The sequence below is a fragment of the Polynucleobacter sp. MWH-UH35A genome (assembly GCF_018687075.1).
Classification (GTDB): domain Bacteria; phylum Pseudomonadota; class Gammaproteobacteria; order Burkholderiales; family Burkholderiaceae; genus Polynucleobacter.
Map to the genome: position 1 here is coordinate 1,560,266 of NZ_CP061285.1, position 18,826 is coordinate 1,579,091.

At 42.4% G+C, this 18,826-nt stretch carries 24 protein-coding genes; 4 read left to right on the forward strand and 20 right to left on the reverse strand.

The features are described 5' to 3' along the window. Positions 1–51: 51 nt before the first annotated feature. The 9 genes from flgA to ICV36_RS08200 form a co-directional block, all read right to left on the reverse strand. Complete coding sequence (gene flgA, locus ICV36_RS08160; protein ID WP_215400209.1) at positions 52–735, reverse strand: flagellar basal body P-ring formation chaperone FlgA; 684 nt, start codon at positions 733–735, stop codon at positions 52–54. Next, a complete protein-coding gene (locus ICV36_RS08165; RefSeq protein ID WP_215400210.1) occupies positions 732–2,330 on the reverse strand; it encodes a hypothetical protein in 1,599 nt (532 codons plus the stop codon). The genes flgA and ICV36_RS08165 overlap by 4 nt, the downstream gene beginning before the upstream one ends. 32 nt (positions 2,331–2,362) lie before the next feature. After that, positions 2,363–4,369 (reverse strand): hypothetical protein, encoded by a 2,007-nt coding sequence (locus tag ICV36_RS08170; RefSeq protein ID WP_215400211.1) that lies wholly within the window; start codon positions 4,367–4,369, stop codon positions 2,363–2,365. 43 nt (positions 4,370–4,412) lie between these two features. Then, positions 4,413–4,820: a hypothetical protein gene (locus ICV36_RS08175; protein ID WP_215400212.1), complete on the reverse strand. Its 408-nt coding sequence runs from the start codon at positions 4,818–4,820 to the stop codon at positions 4,413–4,415. Beyond that, entirely contained in the window at positions 4,817–5,794 is a 978-nt protein-coding gene (locus tag ICV36_RS08180; RefSeq protein WP_215400213.1) for a PDZ domain-containing protein, read from the reverse strand. The genes ICV36_RS08175 and ICV36_RS08180 overlap by 4 nt, the downstream gene beginning before the upstream one ends. Before the next feature lie 57 nt (positions 5,795–5,851). Continuing rightward, positions 5,852–6,661, reverse strand: coding sequence for a hypothetical protein (locus ICV36_RS08185; RefSeq protein ID WP_215400214.1), 810 nt, complete (start codon positions 6,659–6,661; stop codon positions 5,852–5,854). 44 nt (positions 6,662–6,705) lie between these two features. Continuing rightward, on the reverse strand, positions 6,706–7,464 hold the full coding sequence (locus ICV36_RS08190) for a hypothetical protein (protein WP_215400215.1): 759 nt from the start codon (positions 7,462–7,464) through the stop codon (positions 6,706–6,708). A 9-nt stretch (positions 7,465–7,473) separates the two neighbouring features. Beyond that, positions 7,474–7,923: a surface-adhesin E family protein gene (locus ICV36_RS08195; protein ID WP_215400216.1), complete on the reverse strand. Its 450-nt coding sequence runs from the start codon at positions 7,921–7,923 to the stop codon at positions 7,474–7,476. 105 nt (positions 7,924–8,028) lie between these two features. Further along, on the reverse strand, positions 8,029–8,211 hold the full coding sequence (locus ICV36_RS08200) for a hypothetical protein (RefSeq protein ID WP_215400217.1): 183 nt from the start codon (positions 8,209–8,211) through the stop codon (positions 8,029–8,031). Between the two features lie 348 nt (positions 8,212–8,559). Here ICV36_RS08200 and rpoN point away from each other — a divergent pair, with 348 nt between their 5' ends. After that, positions 8,560–9,948 (forward strand): RNA polymerase factor sigma-54, encoded by a 1,389-nt coding sequence (rpoN, locus tag ICV36_RS08205; RefSeq protein ID WP_215400218.1) that lies wholly within the window; start codon positions 8,560–8,562, stop codon positions 9,946–9,948. A 20-nt stretch (positions 9,949–9,968) separates the two neighbouring features. Here rpoN and ICV36_RS08210 read toward each other — a convergent pair whose 3' ends face one another. Genes ICV36_RS08210 through ICV36_RS08220 form a run of 3 tightly spaced genes read right to left on the reverse strand, consistent with a single transcriptional unit; the run spans position 9,969 to position 11,716 of the window. Continuing rightward, a complete protein-coding gene (locus ICV36_RS08210; RefSeq protein WP_215400219.1) occupies positions 9,969–10,676 on the reverse strand; it encodes a GGDEF domain-containing protein in 708 nt (235 codons plus the stop codon). After that, positions 10,677–11,174, reverse strand: a complete 498-nt coding sequence (locus ICV36_RS08215; protein ID WP_215400220.1) for a hypothetical protein — start codon at positions 11,172–11,174, stop codon at positions 10,677–10,679. It abuts the gene before it with no gap. Then, positions 11,171–11,716: a hypothetical protein gene (locus ICV36_RS08220; protein WP_215400221.1), complete on the reverse strand. Its 546-nt coding sequence runs from the start codon at positions 11,714–11,716 to the stop codon at positions 11,171–11,173. Before ICV36_RS08220 ends, ICV36_RS08215 begins: the two co-directional genes overlap by 4 nt. Positions 11,717–11,960: 244 nt before the next feature. On the opposite strand from ICV36_RS08220, the gene ICV36_RS08225 reads away from it, so the two are divergent. After that, the gene (locus ICV36_RS08225; RefSeq protein WP_215400222.1) at positions 11,961–12,233 is read left to right on the forward strand and encodes a hypothetical protein; all 273 of its coding nucleotides are present in this window, start codon (positions 11,961–11,963) and stop codon (positions 12,231–12,233) included. Between the two features lie 21 nt (positions 12,234–12,254). On the opposite strand, the gene ICV36_RS08230 is transcribed toward ICV36_RS08225, so the two are convergent. The 3 genes from ICV36_RS08230 to ICV36_RS08240 are packed head-to-tail and all read right to left on the reverse strand — an operon-like array spanning position 12,255 to position 14,195. Then, positions 12,255–12,689, reverse strand: a complete 435-nt coding sequence (locus tag ICV36_RS08230; RefSeq protein ID WP_215400223.1) for a hypothetical protein — start codon at positions 12,687–12,689, stop codon at positions 12,255–12,257. Positions 12,690–12,714: 25 nt separating this feature from the next. Further along, positions 12,715–13,188: a polymer-forming cytoskeletal protein gene (locus ICV36_RS08235; protein WP_215400224.1), complete on the reverse strand. Its 474-nt coding sequence runs from the start codon at positions 13,186–13,188 to the stop codon at positions 12,715–12,717. A 35-nt stretch (positions 13,189–13,223) separates the two neighbouring features. Beyond that, positions 13,224–14,195, reverse strand: a complete 972-nt coding sequence (locus ICV36_RS08240; RefSeq protein WP_215400225.1) for a helix-turn-helix transcriptional regulator — start codon at positions 14,193–14,195, stop codon at positions 13,224–13,226. A 243-nt stretch (positions 14,196–14,438) separates the two neighbouring features. Here ICV36_RS08240 and ICV36_RS08245 point away from each other — a divergent pair, with 243 nt between their 5' ends. After that, positions 14,439–14,771: a hypothetical protein gene (locus tag ICV36_RS08245; RefSeq protein ID WP_215400226.1), complete on the forward strand. Its 333-nt coding sequence runs from the start codon at positions 14,439–14,441 to the stop codon at positions 14,769–14,771. 90 nt (positions 14,772–14,861) lie between these two features. Next, positions 14,862–15,257, forward strand: a complete 396-nt coding sequence (locus ICV36_RS08250) for a polymer-forming cytoskeletal protein (RefSeq protein ID WP_215400227.1) — start codon at positions 14,862–14,864, stop codon at positions 15,255–15,257. 40 nt (positions 15,258–15,297) lie between these two features. On the opposite strand, the gene ICV36_RS08255 is transcribed toward ICV36_RS08250, so the two are convergent. The 5 genes from ICV36_RS08255 to ICV36_RS08275 all read right to left on the reverse strand — a co-directional run bounded on the left by ICV36_RS08255 (position 15,298) and on the right by ICV36_RS08275 (position 18,473). Further along, positions 15,298–16,185, reverse strand: coding sequence for a hypothetical protein (locus ICV36_RS08255; protein WP_215400228.1), 888 nt, complete (start codon positions 16,183–16,185; stop codon positions 15,298–15,300). A 42-nt stretch (positions 16,186–16,227) separates the two neighbouring features. After that, a complete protein-coding gene (locus tag ICV36_RS08260) occupies positions 16,228–16,680 on the reverse strand; it encodes a polymer-forming cytoskeletal protein (protein ID WP_215400229.1) in 453 nt (150 codons plus the stop codon). 314 nt (positions 16,681–16,994) lie between these two features. Next, positions 16,995–17,633 carry a cytochrome b/b6 domain-containing protein gene (locus ICV36_RS08265; protein WP_215400230.1) on the reverse strand — a complete coding sequence of 213 codons (639 nt, stop codon included), beginning with the start codon at positions 17,631–17,633 and terminating at the stop codon, positions 16,995–16,997. Further along, positions 17,630–18,088, reverse strand: coding sequence for a diheme cytochrome c (locus tag ICV36_RS08270; RefSeq protein WP_251374976.1), 459 nt, complete (start codon positions 18,086–18,088; stop codon positions 17,630–17,632). Before ICV36_RS08270 ends, ICV36_RS08265 begins: the two co-directional genes overlap by 4 nt. Before the next feature lie 7 nt (positions 18,089–18,095). Next, positions 18,096–18,473 (reverse strand): DUF1924 domain-containing protein, encoded by a 378-nt coding sequence (locus ICV36_RS08275; protein WP_215400231.1) that lies wholly within the window; start codon positions 18,471–18,473, stop codon positions 18,096–18,098. Between the last annotated feature and the right edge of the window lie 353 nt (positions 18,474–18,826).

Sequence of the window (18,826 nt, forward strand, 5' to 3'; positions counted from 1 at the left end):
AGCCCAACGACTGATACCCTTAAACACCACTGTAATACAAAAAAAGGCTGCCTACTCGAGCATAACCACTACAACAGATGGCCTCAATACTCGACCTTGCAAGACCTGACCATCAGCCAGTCGAACTCGGACCATATCACCGATCATTCCAGCCGTTTGAGCCACGCCCTCCCCGGAAACCTCAAAATCCTTACCTTTTAAGACAAGCCTTACAGGATCTCCTACCTTTACTACGGATGATTCCTTTAAATCGTTTAGTCCTACAGGAGAGCCCATTTGGAGGGAACGGCTTAAAACACGGTCATATGCATTTTTAGGGGTTCGAAGCACATCATCAGGCAAAGTGCTGAGCTCCCCCTCAATCACTCGAATATCGCCAGGCTCAAGTTTTTGGCCGGCGGGAAGATATTGACTCGCCACAACATAATTACCAAAAACGCGAATATTAAAAGGAATATTAACCATCCAACCTGCCTTAGCGCAGCGAAGTTGAAGAACGGTTCTCCCCCATATGCGGGCGCCTGGTTGAGCACTAATCTGAATAGAACCCCCAAGGCAGGCCGGTACAGTGACATTTGGGTCTACGAGCTCTAGCTGAACGCGCAAGCCATTAATAGCAGGGCTTGATTGCACAAAGCGGAAAATTTCTTTTTCCTGATCGGGCATCAGGGCAGCCAGCGCATTTGTGCCTAAAAAATAGGCAAAAATTAGGAAAGTGGCCCGCCAAAACATCATCGAGAGTGCCGGTCCAAAGCGATCCAAGAGTACACATTATTAGCGCCGTCCAACGCCACCCCTGCCATCCAATATGGACGCTCTAGAGAAGATGGCAAATTTTGGTGCACATTCATATTTTGCACGCCTAAAAACTCATGGGCATGAATCATATAGTCCTGATTTCCCACACGGATGAAAATACTTCTGGCGGGATGAATGATTTCGCCCAAAAAATCGATTGTTGACTCTACTGCCTTAGTTAGCGGCTCTTCGCCAAGATACTGAATGGCAGAAACAGCATATTGCTCACCGTGTCTAGTGAAATAGGCCATCGGCATCCGCAACAAGCTTGATGGGCAAGATAAACGCACGCCATCATAGTGGACCTCCAAAGATCCACCGATTTCCGCCATCATGCTACTTACAGCTAATAAATGCTCATTCGAGAGAGTTACATGATCCAAATCGATAAAAATCATGAGCTCTTGTTGAACCGCAAAAATACTAGGACATGGGGGCAAAATACTCAAAATCGTCAGAAGTTGCTGAGCAATATCTGGATCAGCATAAACTTCATCAATCAATAGTTCATCAGTGAGATTTTCAAAAATATGCCTTAACGATTGCTGACCTGAACGTACCAACTCATCCTGTTCGCGACCAAGCAAGAAATCAACTTCAGCACCGCTCCAGCTATCTACCTTACCTACAAGGCTGCGGGCTTTTTGCATTCGGTTCAAGTTGCTGACTCTATCTAATGTGAAATGCTTATCGAGATAACGCGCCCTACTAGAGTACTCAAAAGAGCTATCCCGATCAATCGGCTTTGCCAAACTCTCAGGCAATGAGAATGGCTTAGGCTCTGGCGGCGTAAACAGCACTGGCGGAGATTCTTTTCTCGGTGCAAATAACTGACTTAATTCATTAACAGCCCGATCTAATGTTTGCTCAAGGGCCTGCTCGCGAGAGACTGGCACATCATGATTAGAAATTCTTGCTTGAGCTAATGCATCCACATCATTTTGCACTTCATCAGCGGAACTCTTTTTTGACTGCAACCCTTGGAAAAGTTCAGAAGAAAATTCTTGGTTTGGGAATGCATCTTCAATTACATCATCAACTGAAGATACTTTTTCATTCATACTCAAAACGGTTTCATCCGCAACCTGTTCCTCAGTCCGCACCCTATCCTCAACCTGCTGAGGCGCTAGATTAACTAATATGGACTCTTGAGAGATTGGTGCGCCTACCTTTAATTGTTCTAATTTTTTTGCAAAACTGGATTTAGCTTCTTGGAGCAATGTGCTACTAACATCTTCATGCGACGAATCTGCTGGATGAATAAGTGCCACCCCAGCATTGGTTAGCGCAATAAAGTCATTCACCAAAAGGAAAGATTGCGGTTTGCTTTCTTTTATCTGATTCGCAAGCTCTTGAGCAAAACCAGACAAATCTTCTAAACCAGCACCATCTAAGGCGTTGGCCAAATCGATGCAATGGATAATAATTGCCTCTGCTTTTGGAGGTTCCGCCGTCCTTTTTGGCATTGAAGACAGTAGACCTTCGATAGCACGATCAATATCTACTAAAAAAAGGGGTTTTTCTTCAGCCATAGGACGTTAGGTCGGGTGGTTGTTCAATTCAATCAAACGTTGATTTCGCGCTTAAGCTCAATAAAAGCTTGACTCAATCCATCAAATTCGCCTTGCCACAAATCAAGGTCACGCATCACTTGCTTGACATCCATATTTAAAAGCTCGACAACCTCTGGAGATATTTGAGGGGAAGTAGTCTGAGCATCGCCGACTTGGTTAAGTGCCTGGGATAATGAAGCTCGCATTTTAGATACCGTTGATTCAATTCGCTCAACTAATAGGTTTAACTGCTCAGTCTCTAGCGCCAACTGTTTACTAGAGTGATTATCCAAAATGGCTAAATACAACCGAACGCCCTGCTGCTTAAGTGCATAAAACGCATCCTGCAACTGATCAAGAGGGCCGCCACGATTGGTGCCAACGCCTGCATCAAGAGATCCTGAGGATGACTCTGAATATCCAAAACGCATTTGGGCACTTTTATCCTGCAAGGTGCTCACTGAGTGACGCAGCTTAATCCCCACTTGGCCAAGAACTTTCATGCGGGCTTCGATACCCACCACTTTTTCTCTTAAATCCTGACTTAATTCAGTGATGACATTGACTACCGTTTTTAACTCACTCCTGCCGGCAGCGGCGAGCTCATCTTGATCATTACTGATATTAGAGTTGGATACAGTGGATAACGGGGGCTCTGATTTTTCTTCAGGCTCCTTAACGCTGCTTGGCTCAGATTTGCTTAAAGTCAAATCAATAGAGCCCAGAAGGTCATCGGCCGCGGTAGCCATCTTCGTAATACGTTGATCTTGAATTGATGTATGTCGGCTATTTTTAAACCACATTCCTCCACCAAGTCCGACACCAAATAAACCGATAATACTAAGCAATGACAATCCTAAGAACCCGCCAGCTGTATTAAAGTCAAACAAGCGCAAGCCCTTAGAATTCTTTAAAGCTACAATCCGCAGAGCCTCGTGATCTGAAGCAAAGTCACGCACAATCTGAATATTACTAACATACAACTTTAGCGCAGCAGCACTTTCTTGGGGTAACTTTGTATGCCATGGACTTTGATGAACTTTAGGCATTACTTGAGTGATGCTTAATGTTGACTTACCAGAAGTTTTTTTGCCTGCCTCAATTTCGATTAATACTTTTTGATCTATTACCGCGCCAAGTGCTTTTTGCAATGCAGTGGAAGCAGAAGCGCTCGTAATATTCTTTTGCCAGACCGTATTTGCTTTCGCAAATTCAGCCAAGCTCTCAGCATATTTTCTCGCTGGAGAATCGGCAGCGATTTTATCTAGGTCCAAAGGACCTTTTGCAGAAATTAGTAGCTCTGCTGATTTGGCCAGAATATCCAATCCTGCCAGACTTTTCTCTTGCGCCAATACAATCGCAATCGATTGCTCGGCTGTTTTGGCTCCAACTAAAATATCTTGAATGTCTTCCGCCTTTGCAGACTTTTGGTCAGGAGCCTGTGAATTCGCAGCAAGGTCGTCGCTCGCAGATTCAGCATACTTATCTGGTTTACCAAATAAGATATTCATAATCTTGGAATCTAGCTTTTGGAAAAAAGCTAAGGCCGGATTATCCGATAATGGCGCAGCTCCAGAGCCTTCTTCAGATGAGCCCTTGCTTGCACCCTGGAGTTTACTGGCACCCGACATTGATGTCGTCTTTTGAATTGCCGAGGAAGATGTGGTGGTATTAGGTGCAGCGTTAGAACTGGCAGTATCAACCGCAGGAGCTTTCACATCATCCGTCATTGATCTTAATAAACGATCTGCCTTCTTTAAGTTGTTAAAAAATTCAGAATCTAAAGTATGGGTGCCAGAAACTTGTTGTTGCAGATCCTTGAGAGCAGGAATGAGGCGTAAGACCTCAATTTGCTCGATATCAATCGCTTGCAGATATCGGCCATCACCCAACCAACTGCGCGCCGTTAAAAATGCACCAACGCTCGAGAGTATTGCAATCGAAAATGCAATGATAGCCAACCACTGCCAGGGCTTAGTCGAGTGCTGAAAGACGTGATTCTTATAAATTTTGCGCATAATGATTGTCTAACTATAAGGTCTAGCCGTTAGTCCGGCAACTTTATAAAACCTCTACTAAATAAAAATCGGATCCGTTGTACTGCAGAAATGGTGATTCAAGAGCAACAGCACAGTGAAATGGCCCGACAATATTGTTAACCCTAAAACCAAGACCCCTACCTAAACCATCTTTGAGAACAACAATCCAGGGCGCATGATCACGTTTAAGTACTTGTTGCCAGGGAACGGCACTTTCGATACCGCGACCCGCTTTAAGCAACTGAAAATGATTGCGCAGATAAACCGGTTCCCCATCATGAACCACAACACCACTGATTTTCAACTCTTTAATAGATTGCTCTGGTTCAGAGTGCAGAAAAACGGTATGTACTTGAGATGCAGGTAAAGCATAACGCTCGCTATTGATACGCAAACCTAGCCAATAATCTTGGTTTTCTAGGGAGTTCATGACTTTTTACCTACAGCTCGGCGTTGATACCAGAACAAAGTCAAAGCAATCAAGAAAATAATCAAGCTACATACAAAACCAACAATCGCATCACCCATGCCCGTTAAATAGAAAGCGTTTTTATTTTCTATTTTTCTCCTTTGGGAGAAGTAGCTATCAATTGCCTCAAGCACTTTTTTATGCTGCCAATTCAACACATCTTTTGTTTGAATCTTGGCTGAAGATGGACCCGCCGAGTCAACCACACCCTTAGCAATTAAGTTGAGGCGCTTGGCATTTTGCATCAGATTATTAGCAGCCTCAGTCCGCCAATCAACAGAGATTGCTGGAAGCATTTCACGGCGATACTGATCAGCCATGCGCTTACTATCACGCTCAGTTAGATAAATTGCCTCAGGCGGGACGGCAAACTTGATGCCGCCATTGCTTTCTGTGATGGGACCCTTAGCGGCATTTTTTAGCACTACCGATACAGTGCCCTGCTTACCCCGAAGCAGCTTAAGGCCAATCTCCTGGGAAAGCTTCTCATTTAAAGCCTGGTAGTACCCCATGACTGATTCGATCTTGTTAGAACCGACATAGAACACAAGATCACCAGACTTCACGCCAGCTATCTCTGCAGGTGATCCTGGCTCAACCGACTCCACAGTTGGCAGAGTCACCGTCAATATAGGCCCAGAGCGCTTATTTTCAAACTCTGCAAAATACTGAAATGCACGATTCACGGCATCGTCTAAGCTAACAGCTACGATCGCATCGTCAGCCAACTTGGGAATATCACTTGGCTTCAATCGGCGCGTATTTAGAGTTGAATTATTAAGACGAAAATCTATTGCCTGATAACTGACAAACTCCTCAATATTGGGCATAACAACTTTTAGGCTCTTTAAATCAGAAGATGAGCTCGATAATTCACCCGCAGCAGTCAATAAAGCAGCTAAAGAAAAAACGAATAAGAGACTCGAAAAAGCCAAAAACCAAAAGTAAATACCTTTTCGAGTTCGGGGAAAGTTAATTTTAAGCACGTTTATTTACTTTTTCTTTGCTGCTACATCAGCCTTAGTGGTAGCCAACTTATTGCCGCCTTGACTCAATATGAATCGCTGTTTTAATAGCTCGACCTCACGATGTTCGGCCATCAACTGAACTTCTGTTTTACGCTTATCCATCAATAAGCGGCAACTAGCAATATCATCAACCCACTCGCCCGCTTTCATTTCTATGATTGCTGACTCCAAGATATCCCTGCCATTTGTCTCATTGGCTTTAATACGCACAACAAATAAACGAATATCATCTACGTCGCGCAATGTAAGCTCAACAAAGTAAGTCCTAGCAAATCGATGATTGATTGCAGTGAGCTTGTAGGGATAGTTGTGCAATGTGAAGTAAATTTCAGTGCCATCGTCTAACGGCATCGGCTCCACTTTTAATTCAGTAATTCCAGCCTGAGCATGCCATTCAAGATCAGTCTGCTGAGCTTCTAAACTCTTTTTTGGGAATGCCCTTGTTTCAAAGTAAATTTGATAGAGCGTTTCAGGTAAATGCCTTTCCTTTGCTAAATTTTTTAAAACTTCAGCAGTCGATGTAATTCTGAGCCGCTCAGCCATTAAATCCAACTTCATGTTGGCTATTTTTTGATTAATCACCTCTTCAAGTTGATGTGTTTTTTGCAAGCTAGCAACCATCACAGGTTCAACAGGTTTAGCCTGCTGACCTTTAACCTCATCTACAACTTTCCCATAAAAATCTCGAATAAAAAAATAAATCAAAGCAATGAACATGAGAAAGCTCACGACAATGATTAATTTTCCAGTGGTAAATGAGGCAAAAAAATTCATATTGAATTTATATCCTTGAGCCTGACAACACTTTATCTAAGGCGTTACTCATACCAAGAAGCACCTAAATACCAACGATTTAAGCGACCTTGAACGCGAGCATTCTCAATTGCACTGCGAGTGCTTTCAAATTCTTTGAGTGCTAGTTTTTTTGGCTCATATAACTCACAACCCGCACGAATACGATCTATGTCCGCACCTGGACGAACATTTTTAATTACCAAATCAATTGTTGTGGAACGGGACCGTAGACGCTCGAAATAGCCTGAGTGCCAATAGCGACCAACCTCCACCTCAGTCGCTCCCAAACGAATGTCAAGCAATATCCCATGATCAGAAATATCAATTACCTTGGTAAGCAATTCTTGACCAGCACCAAGGCAGAGAACAAAATTTAGGTCCTCATCTGCAGGCCCTGGAGTTCTAAACTCCTTGCGGCGCTGAATCAGTATTAAATCTAATGGCAGGGGGCAAACTAAATTACCGTCCTCATTCAACCTTAGGCTTGCAGCTAAAAATTGCATCTTCCCGCTTTCGCCGCAAAGCACCAAAATTCGCTGTCCGCCGATTAAACTTGTAAAGCCACCTTCAGGCTTAATTTCTGGTTGCATTACCACTAGCCCCTGGCGAATTTCCATAAGACTGACAGGCAACGCTGTTCCGCTTCCATCAATTGAGTAGAGTCCAGCTAATGGCTTTCTACCCAATTCGCGCTCGATAGTCTTTGCAATCGCACGAGGCTCTACATGAAATTTTGGCTCAATTTTTTGGAGCCCTTCGGGAGGAAAAATATTAAATCTCATAGTAGTAAATTAAGAACCGCAAACTTGGGTGTAGATGATGGCTAAGGGCGTTCCCTCTGGAACGGGGTCGTCATTTAATTCAAAACCGGTCTCCGTTTGCAAGCTAGGCTTTCCCATAGCATTTGGCTCGGCATAATTAACAGTCGCTAAAGTTGAATAGGTATTGCGCATGCAATTGAATAATATGTTTCGACGAATCGATTGAATTCGTTCTGAGGCAACCCGTTGATCTTGCTTGCGGTTGGTAATAATCCAAACCTTCTTCCAATCTGGTGGCAAGGCTTTGATGGAGCTCTTATAGTAGGAAATTCCGATTTGGCGACCATCCAAAATCGTAACCAAATCATCATTTAGTTGAGCGAAAGCAAATCCGCTACCAAAAGTAGCAGAAAGGATAAAAAAGGAGGTTTTTTGGAAAAGGGAGCAACCCATGCATGGAACCCACATTAAATGGGCCATTATACGGATTTCCTAAATTCCAGCCCCTAGGAATACCTTCAAAAACACCGAAAAAAATTTAGCAAAATCATCTTGCTAACTCACTATCGCCAAAGCCGGCTAAGCCTAAGGCGTAACTTGGGCTATCTCGTCCTTTGGAACTGCCGCGTTCTCGCCATCAACGACATTCTTTATCCAATAACGCGCAGCAGCAATATTGGTTGTATAAAAAGCAATTTTGTTGCGCCTTTCTATGGTGTAAAAGCGCTCACCACGAATTCGGTGCTCGGTAATTACAGGATTTTCCATAATGTGAAATTCCTCTTTTTCAGTGACTGGGAAACTGTAAACGGAAAATTTGCTAAAAGTGATTAACTGAGATCAAAGGATATGTTGCCATAAATAAGACAATTTTTCATAAGCATATGATTTAATTAAGAATTTTTTATAAAATATCCGATGAAACCTTTCTCAAATTAATGAAAACCGCTTTTAAAAAATATATGGTCAACTTGCCCAATCGGAACCGGAAACCCCAGTTGATAAATTTACCCTCAAAGTCCATGGACCAAGCCTTCCATTCCATAAACAGGCAATTACACTAAGCTAATGAAATTTAGGCTTCCCCCTCCGAAATCATCACCTGTCACTAAGTAAATGGCCATTTCACTCAATACTAGAATTAGCCAGACAGTTAGTCTTACGCCACAGCTACAGCAGTCGATCAAGCTTTTACAGCTTTCTAATACAGAGCTAGAGCAGGAGTTAGCCAAAGAGGCCGAAGAAAATCCCCTACTCGAATTTGAGCCAAACCCTGAAATTGAATCGAACATGACCCAAACTAGTGAGCGCCTTGAGCTTAATCAAAGTCCTTGGGCATCAAATCATCGCATTTCTCAAGAAGATGATGAAGATTGGGGTGAACAGTACGAGCGCATTGCTCATAAACAAACTTTATTGGAATACCTTGAAGAGCAAATCCATCTTTTAAATATCGACGCAGAGGAGCAATCGATTGTTGCCTATCTCGCTGGGTGTCTTGATGAGCGCGGCTACTTGCCTGAGGACCTACAAACAATACACACAGATATAGAGACACAATTATCGACCGCTGATTCATTTGGGCGCCTTGAAAAGGCTCTTACAAAATTACAGTCACTTGATCCGCCAGGAGTTGGAGCGCGCAATCTTGCGGAATGTATTTCACTCCAGATTAACCGCGTTCTTGAAAACATAGATACCGATCGAGAATACTGGGAGCTAGCCAAGGAAATTGCAATCTCTCACCTAAGCAAAGTAGGAACAAAAGATTGGCAAAAAATTAGACAGGCGAGCGGCAAGACCGAGGTCGCCGTTCTCAAAGCAGTAAATCTAATCCGCACCCTGCAACACAATCCCGGATCACAATTTGAACGAGAGAACGACCAATGGATTCTTCCAGACGTTGTTGTCAAACAAAAAAATAAACTCTGGGTTGCAGAGTCTAATCCCAATGCAAAACCTCGACTCTCATTAAACAATGAATATGCCAAGATCTTAAGAGAGAATGGTCAGAGAAAGATTGACGGCGCTCTCAAGCAAAAGATGATAGAGGCTAGCTGGTTAGTCAAAAACATTACTCAACGCGAAGAAACTATATTAAGAGTTGCGCAATCAATTGTTTCAAGACAACAACAATTTTTTTCTATCGGAGCAATTGGCATGAGGCCATTGGTTCTTCGAGAGATCGCTGAAGAGTTAGAAATGCATGAATCCACTATTTCCAGAGTAACTACACAGAAATATTTAGCCTGTCCACTCGGAATTTTTGAGTTTAAGTATTTTTTTAGCAGTCAAGTGAGCTCTGAAAATGGTAGCGGCATCTCTTCCACAGCTATACAAGCATTAATCAAAAAAATTGTTGGGGAAGAGTCGCCAAATAAACCCATTTCTGATACGCAAATCGCTCAACTATTGGGCGAACAAGGCTATAACATTGCACGGCGGACCGTAGCTAAATATCGCGAAATTCTTCGCATACCACCCGTACATCTACGTAAGCAATAAGTTTCTAGATTACCCTTTTATTACAATGCTGCAAACTGAATTTGATTTTTACCTGCCTGCTTAGCCGAGTACATCGCTTCGTCAGCAGATTCAATGAGGGTAAGCGCATCTTTACGTTGATGGAAATTTCTAGGTTCAACCATAGAAACTCCTATACTTGCGCCCAAGAAAAGAGTAAGGGGATCATCAGCACTTAGCCTCAATGGGCTTGTGATTGCATTGAGCAGTCGATTTGCTAAGCCTAAAACAAAATCTTTTTGAGTAATATCTTGCAAAACCACGACAAACTCATCGCCACCCCAACGGCACAACAAGTCTTCAGAGCGGATTGAGTTTTTCAAACACACGCTAACCAACCTTAATGCCTGGTCACCAACAAGATGTCCATGTTGGTCATTAATTTCCTTAAAACCATCTAAGTCAATAAAACATACCGCTAAATAATTACCTCGCAGATAGATATCAACCAAAGCTTTATTTAAACACTCTAGTAAACTTGACCTCAACAAAAGGCCAGTTAACTCATCACGCGCAAGAGAAAATGAGGATGCTTGATCGCAAATCAGCTCATTAAAAACATGCCTTTGAAGCTGCGATAAATGTGGATCCGCCTGAATCAATGCGATGGCATCCTGACTCCTAAGCTCTTGAGTCAACCCTTGCATCTGCTTAAATAGAGATATGAATTGCTCGATCGCGCGAGATGGCCTAGCCTGGTGATCCGCCATTTAATTACAGATAATGGATTTGACACTCGACTCAATCGTGTCTGGATTGATAGGCATGACACTAGATTTACTCTTATTAAAAAATACTTCACCTAACGCTTTGGTTTTGGGATCAAAATACATGTAAGAAGCACGGTAAAAGAAAAATTGATTTTCTTTGCAATCTTGAGCGCCACTAAGGCTAAAAAGATTAAACAACTTACCATTTGGCGCCAATTGATCTTCATTAAAATGGGCTGAGACGGTATACCAGACATACGGCTCCTCAGCCTTGCCCCACCCTGACAACAAATACAGAGTAGATTGGGCGTTTTTACGAAGAACAATATCCTTGTCATTAGCAGCCTTGGTGCCCGCCTTAGTACTAACTACTTTTAAAGGATTTGCTTCTTGATGATCAGACTTTGCTTGTGCACTAAGAATAATAAAACCACTCAATAGAATCAAAAGACGGGGCAAATAAGATAGCAATGAATCTCTGAACATAGTATTCATCATTTACTTCCCTCAACGACGATATTGGGATGCCACTTCATAAAAGCTGATGGTATCGACTTTCCGTCTTCGACTCCGTAATAAACAACCTTACCATTTTGACTAATTGCCGCAAAATATTGACTTGTTTCCGCGTCAATGACGTACGCTGCCTCAAGCTCGTTACATGCTTGTTTTTTGCATCCAGACCCTAAAATTTGCTTGCCTACATAAACCATTTGAGCGCTATCTTCCATTGCCTCTTGGAATACCTTGTAGTCGGCTGATAATAAATAGGTAAAAATAAAATTGCGGTTTCGATCCAGAGCATACTCATAGGATGAAGTGCCGATCATGAGCGGAACATAGGAAGATTGATCCTTGGTAAGATCATCATACTTAGTCTTCTGCTGGAGCTTAAGGGCCGATTGCTGAGCTCGATTGCCCTCTAAAGAATAATAAGCCCACACCTTGAATCCGATGTAGATCAAGACCAATAAGGCCAACAACAGGGCGATGCCCTGCAATATTAATTTTGCTAAGGTTTTAATTTTGGCCGCTATCATCAACCCTTGATATCCAATCTGTATTAATAATCCATCTTAATTACCGGCTATATCCAATTAGCGCTTGGATTCATTTAATGACACTATAAAGCAATTATCAAGGCATCCCAAGCCCTATTGAAATTAAGGCCCTAGTACGAAATTTATGAAAGACTCACGAAATTTGCAATAATCCAATATAACTAATAAAACTTAAAGTTAAAACTATGCAAATGTATAAAGCCAAATCGGATTTGGAGCGTTCATGGGGAATCTAGACGATGCAATTACAGAGTTAAGAGAGATCAATGCTCGCTTAACTGAAATCAGCAACACGATTCAAGCAAGAGAAAAAAAGTCGGATGAAAGCCTTAATACCATCAGAAAAGATCTTTGGAATATTAAGAATATTGTTGTCGATGAAAATATTCAAAATAAGATTATTCAAAAAGGGGTGGAGCGTGCTTTGGCTAAGGCAGCGATATACATAGTAGTTTCATCATTAATGCTCTACATTATTGGAAAGTTTCTACTATAGAAGATATGGTTCTTTATCCAATTATTTCAGTAGTTCAATTTTTTGGATCACCACAGAATATTGAACGGCATCAATAAATTTACTTAGCCAATTTTTTTCAATTACTTCGTTGACCACAACATAGGTAAGAGCGTAGTTCCCATCCGTAGTAATCAGTGTTGCAGCACAGGATCGGCTAGAATCGCTATGAGAGAGTTCTCGAATCTGGTCAAAAGCTTGTGTTCGAGCATTTTGGATTAACCCCTCATTACTTCTGATATTTTCATTTAATAGAATCTGAACGGCTTCGTCTTGACATTTCGGAAGGTCGCGATAGTAGTAAACATTGAGTAGCGCACCAACTACTATTAATGGCATTAAACCGGCCAGAAAGAGCCAGGGGATTTTGCTGCGAAAAGAATCTTCCTCTAAGGACCCCTTAAGATGATGCACCTGGTTTTCTGGAATTTGCGCCATCCTAATATCCTCTGACTAATTAATCTTAAGCACTCTCAGATTTTGTCAATGGCACAACATTATTGGCCAAATCCTCAAGATCTGATGGGGTAGTCGTGGTGTGCAGTGAATCTGACAATAAGCATTTAAGATTGCCATTTACCCTGGCATCAGGGTGAACGTTAATTTGCGAATACGTGATGTCGCCGCAAACTATAGCGCCTGGATAAACCTCAACCCTTCCTTTTGCAAGGACTGACCCATTAATGCGCCCAATAATAATTGCATGGGCACTATGAATGTCGCCCTCTAAAAATCCAGTTTTACCAATCACTGCCGTGTATCCATTGACCGCTTCAGGACCATTCTCATCTTGATGAATATCGCCCACCAGATGCCCAGATAGCAACATATTTCCTCTGTGCGTAAAATTTCCGACAACTTTTGATCCCGAACCTATGGTAGTTAAATATGTTAACTGCGAATCGGCCATTGGTCCTTTTTTTGAAAATTCAAACATGCTAATTCCTCCTTATCGAAATGAGAGAATCTGATCTACTGTAAGGGAACTTCAACTAACTTCATTTGCTTCATGCCAACATTTGGCGGTCTAACTCTCCAACCCTGATAAAACATTTCGACATTATCTAAATCCTGAGCTGCCACCATAAAGGGAGGGGCACCCTTAAACGAATGCGCTGTATTCGACTCCAGGTCAACCGAAACTTGCTTGCCATTACTATCAGTCACACACACTACTTGCTTCACTAAAGTTTTGATATTGACAGCATCACCCAATTTTGATGGATTGGGTGACTTATAAACCGTCAACTGATCATCACGAACGGGTGGGCATTGATTTTGAGGGAATGTTGTCACCGAAGAATCGGATTTTGGCTCCGTTTTTTCGAGAGACTCATCCCCCTGAATCTGCTTCGCATCTTGCACAACAAGCTCCATTGGAGGCTCAGGTGGTGCCATTTTTTTTTGGTTGTTTTGCCCCAAAAAATCAATTGCCCGATCAGAAATATGAAACCAATTTTCTAAACCAAAGAATGTCGCACCCCCAACAAACACAACTAGGAGAACACTCATCCACCTTGATCGTTGCACCGGAGATTCCACATGGGGCAGTGAAGTGCCAGAGTTGGTGCTCTCATAAATGAGGTCATCAAGCTGCCCACCGTCATCCGCAACTGATTTGGTTGTATATTCCAGAGCCAATTTTTCGTCTACTAGCAATGGTGCATTATCCAAAACCGCAGAGGATGGAACCTCTTCAACAGCTGACTTAAATTCCTGCAAATAGACCTCAGGAGATAAACCCAAATAAGAGCCAACCTTTTTTGCAACAGAGACCTTTAATTGAAAATTATAGAAAGAAGAAATGCCACCTTCTTCCAGCTCAATAATCATTTTGGTGGAGAGACAGCATTTAGATGCCAGCTCGGCACGTTCCATCCCCTGATTTTCACGAGCGACTTTTAACGCAATTCCATTAATTTCAGGGGGGCGAACCTGGGACATAAATTATGTGTTTTATGGGAAACTGCCGAGTAGCGCAGAATTGGGTTGGTCTCTATTTGTATTGAATTTTCCTCATGTGATCTTAGCACCAATGGGCCTTAAACCTATAAAAATACTGGGCTAACTTTACAAAAAAGTTAAAAACGTCCAAAATAACATGCGACGCCCAACGCGCCCCCGACCATCAATCACAATATCTTTACTTAAATGCAATTAATTTGGATTTCAGGCTCGACTTCGACAATGAAACAAATCAAAATCACAGGAAGAACTGTGATTAAGTTAGCCATTCTGTCATTTAGCGTGTTTATCTTGTTTGGTATTGGGATTCATTTTCTGGGTTTTCGAGTAGCAATCCGCTTTAGCCCGGAAATGACCAAAGAAATGGGCGGAGTGATTACTCGAAAAGAATTGGATGAGATTGAGGCCACATACCGCGAAAAACTACAAATTCTCCAGCGTCAACTGCCAGTAATAGAGTCAAAGATTAGTGCGCTAAACGTTCTAAAAGATCAGTTTTCTGAACTGGCCACTCCCAACCCGATTAAAACCAAACCGCAAAACAATGAAAATTAATGCACTAAAAAAGTGCATTAATTATATATTCGAGAGACATGCAGCAATGCGATATGATCGAATCAAATTTATCAACATAGGAAAATAATCATGGATAACAACCCAAAAGGGTCTCTTTTTGTTGGCGAAGGCGTAGTGGTTAAAGGCACGTTTGAGGTTCCAGAAATGGCTGTTGTCGCCGGATTAGTTGAAGGTGAGTTGAACACTAAAGAAGTATTGGTAGACGCCACTGGAATCGTGAATGGCAGAATTAATGCGGAAGTCGTTGAAATTCGTGGAGAGGTAACTCAAGGATTGCATGTAACCGATCACCTCAATATCAAGTCGAGTGCAAAAATCACTGGCTTAACGCAATATGCTGAAATGAGCGTGGAAAAAGGCGCAAAACTGAGCGGGGAGTTGCGAGTAATAGAATCCAGCCACCCATCCTCTTACTCATCAAGCCCTTCATACGGCTCGGGTATCACCCCTACAGAAAACGAGTAAATCAATTAGAAGGGTAGAGAAGCGCAATTTTTAGCGCTTCTCAAAAAATAGGCTCTCCACTCACATTAAGCATAGAAAGCATTTGGAAATATGCTGGGGGACTCAAGTTATATTCTGAGTTTTCAAATGCGGCGATCTGAGTTTTATCAATTGCCTTAAAAATTTCTGCATCAAAATGAATGCCCCTGCTTGTGTCCTCAAGCTCATAAGTGTCCTGAGTTAATTTTTGTACGGCTTTGAATACAACTGCTCTGCCATTTTCAATTCTAACAATCCAAACGTCTGAGAAACCAGTGGAATCACGAAATAATGTCCACCTACCCCAAGTGATATCCTCATTTTGAATGTAAGAGTCTTGCTCTAAAACCTTAAGCACACTACCACTATATTTGAAGCTCGAACTAAGAGCCTCATTCAAGCCCTCCAAGAAAAAATGGATCTTAGTTGAATCATCAAAACGAACTGGATTTAATTGCGAAATCTTTTGTTCATATTGATATAGATTTCTCATCAACCAATCCACCCGAGTCTCTGGATTGCCAAGCGCATGAGAATTCTTGGCTCCAGCCTCTTGCGCTAAAGCCTCAGCCTTAGCCAAAACTTCCTCGGCCTGAGTTTTAACGACCCCAAATAAAGTAAGGGATTCAAGACTTGTGCCAAATTTCTTATTCCAATACTTCTCAAGCTCCAAACATGCCTCAGACAGTTGCGATCTCAGTGCCTCGTCTTTGGGAAATTTGCTAACTTGAGCATACAAGTTATCTACTAACCGAATTTCCCTCCCGTCAGAGCCCACTGTTTTTGAATGCCAAAAACTTTGGAAATCTTCGAATTTATGACGCAAACTGTAAAACCGAAAAACTATTGCATCAAACAAAGCTTGCTCCATATATTGCGGCGCGGTAGATCCTAAATTAAATAAAGCCATAAATTTTTATTCTAAAAATGCAGGAGAGTTCACTCGAAAGATTTATCTATTCTTTATCTTAGCCCAGTTTGCATGAAATACAGCCGCAGATGTGTCAACCACCCCTTCTGGCTCCTCACCGTTCCTTGAGATCATCAAGCCATTTAATTTGGCGCCATGCTCGATACCTAGCTGACCGTATGTGATATCACCTCGAACCTCCGCACCCTCATGCAATTCAACTCGCTCGGTTGCGTAAATATTCCCTTCAACCCTGCCAGCAACTAAAACTCGGAATGCATAGATATCACCCTGCACTAGCCCAGTTCGTCCTAGGGCAATACTGACGTTTTTTCCCTGACGTGCCTCGATATTCCCAATTACACTGCCGTCGATTCGAAGACTTTCATTTGCAACCAATCTCCCATGAACTTCTGTTGCTGGACCAACAATCGTCTCAAAGGATTCCATAGTAGGCTGCAAGAATTTGATTGATTGAGATTTCTTGAAAAGCATACTCAAACCCTTTTAAGCCTTTGAATGGTTGATCGGAGTTGGTCGCCGCTTTACTTTCGTCCAGACAACCAAGGGAGGATAATTCTAGTCCTATTTCTCCCCCTTCAAAAGATAAAGTTTTGTGAGTGATTACTAACTTTTTAGCTGGAAAGCACGAATTATCCCCGCAACATATGTACATGCCGAGATTTCTTTGAATAAATTCGGCAAATCAAAAGAAAAATCCCTGATCACTACTGATGAGGGTTTGCTTTTCTGGTGGGCCCACCAGGACTTGAACCTGCCTCTAGGAGCTCAGATTGCAGAATCACCAACTATTGGGTGAGCGCCGGCAAAGACCCGCTAACAACAAGGTAAAAGAAATATAAGCACCCTAGTGCTAACATACCGCCGATTAAATATTGCGGAAATTTGATTGATTGTTCTGGGAGCCCTTGCTTTTTCCCATTTAGCATTGCCTGAACTAAATTTTCTTTTTGAAGCAGGCTCATGATGACTGCCGCAGCAATATGAATAATCACTAGCCCTAGTGTAAGGCTTGCAACTGCTTCATGGGCCTCACTCATGAAGTCCCCAAGAAATTCTTTAACGCCCCAATAGCCCGTTAATCCAATCAAAAGAATCAGCAACATTAGGCCGACCATGACGATGCCGCCCACGGGATTATGTCCAGGCGATACATGTTGATGGCCACTTAATAATCCCTTGGCATGCTCAACCATCTCTTTGGGACCTCTAACAAACTGAGAAAAACGAGCATACTTCGTTCCAATAAAACCCCACACCAGCCTAAACAAAACCAATGCAACAGCGGAATACCCAAATGCATAGTGAATCATTTGCAGGCGTTCGCTCTCTGAAGTAAACCAAGCGCCGGCAAAGCTAATTACCAAAAGCCAATGAAAGACACGCGTGGGCATATCCCACACTAAGATAGTTTGCTTATTAGTCATTTACTCGGGATGGAAACATTCTTTTCGCTAAAGATACCTTCTGCCGCACTGGTATGACATGCACCACAGTTGGCGGGGCTTTTAATGCCTGATCTTTTCCACACATCAGCCCTGATCTCATCATGCTTACGAATAAACCAAGAAGTTTTTGTAATGCGATTATCTGGAGCTAACTCAGCGTATTTTTGTCTAGTTGCCGCATTTTTCCTGAGCCAATTAGTAATCTCCGTTTTTTCTTTTTCATCAAGGCTCGCGTTTGTACCAAAGTGCTTGCTCAGACTTCCCATCACATTTTGCCAACTTTGCTCGCTCAATAAACCTGGTGGGTAGGCCATATGACAACTAGCACACTCAGCCTCATACGATTTAGGCATATCGGATGGCATGGGCATCTTTGCCGCAAACACTGAGCTCGCTACCGAAATTGCAAATATGGAAATAAGTAGTTTTTTCATGGGCGTCTTATTTAATACTCATGAGCCAAGCGAGTACATCTGCTTTTTCTTGAGCAGAGCATTCACGGCCAAGCACATCATTGCAGTTTCTCTTGAACCACTTATCCACTTTTGCCTCATCCGTGAAACGAGCTGGATTGGCTGATGGCGCCAAAGGCTTAATTGCCTTACCAGTGACAATATGCTTTGTTTCGTGATTGGGCGGATTTTCATGACAAGAAGCGCAACTCCACTCTTTTCCATGTATTGCATTAAAAAATTGCTCTCCTTTGCTAGCAGATGCTTTTCCCGATTGAACCTCATATGATTTTAAAAGTTCCCGAGGCGTTGTAGCATGAGCCAATCCAAAAACAACTAGCGAAATAAAAAACAGTAGGGCTTTCATCACGTGCGTCCTTTATTAACTTTATAAGTATGCGCTAAACCCAAGGCCATAGATCAAATACACCATCAAAATACTTGGGATTGGGTCTTTGCATAAATAGCTAGTTCAGGAAATAAAAAGCCACTCCGAAGAGTGGCTTTTGTTTCTGGTGGGCCCACCAGGACTTGAACCTGGGACCAAAGGATTATGCTTCCCACTACAGTTTTCACTGCCCGTTTCCGGTTTGTAGTCTGGACCGTCTCTTGTCTTTACGACCTACCCGTACAGTCTCTACACCTTCTAACTATTGCTAGTTAGCTTGGCTCGGGATTACCACGCTGTTACGCAGAGGCTTCCCCGAATTTGAGTAGTTC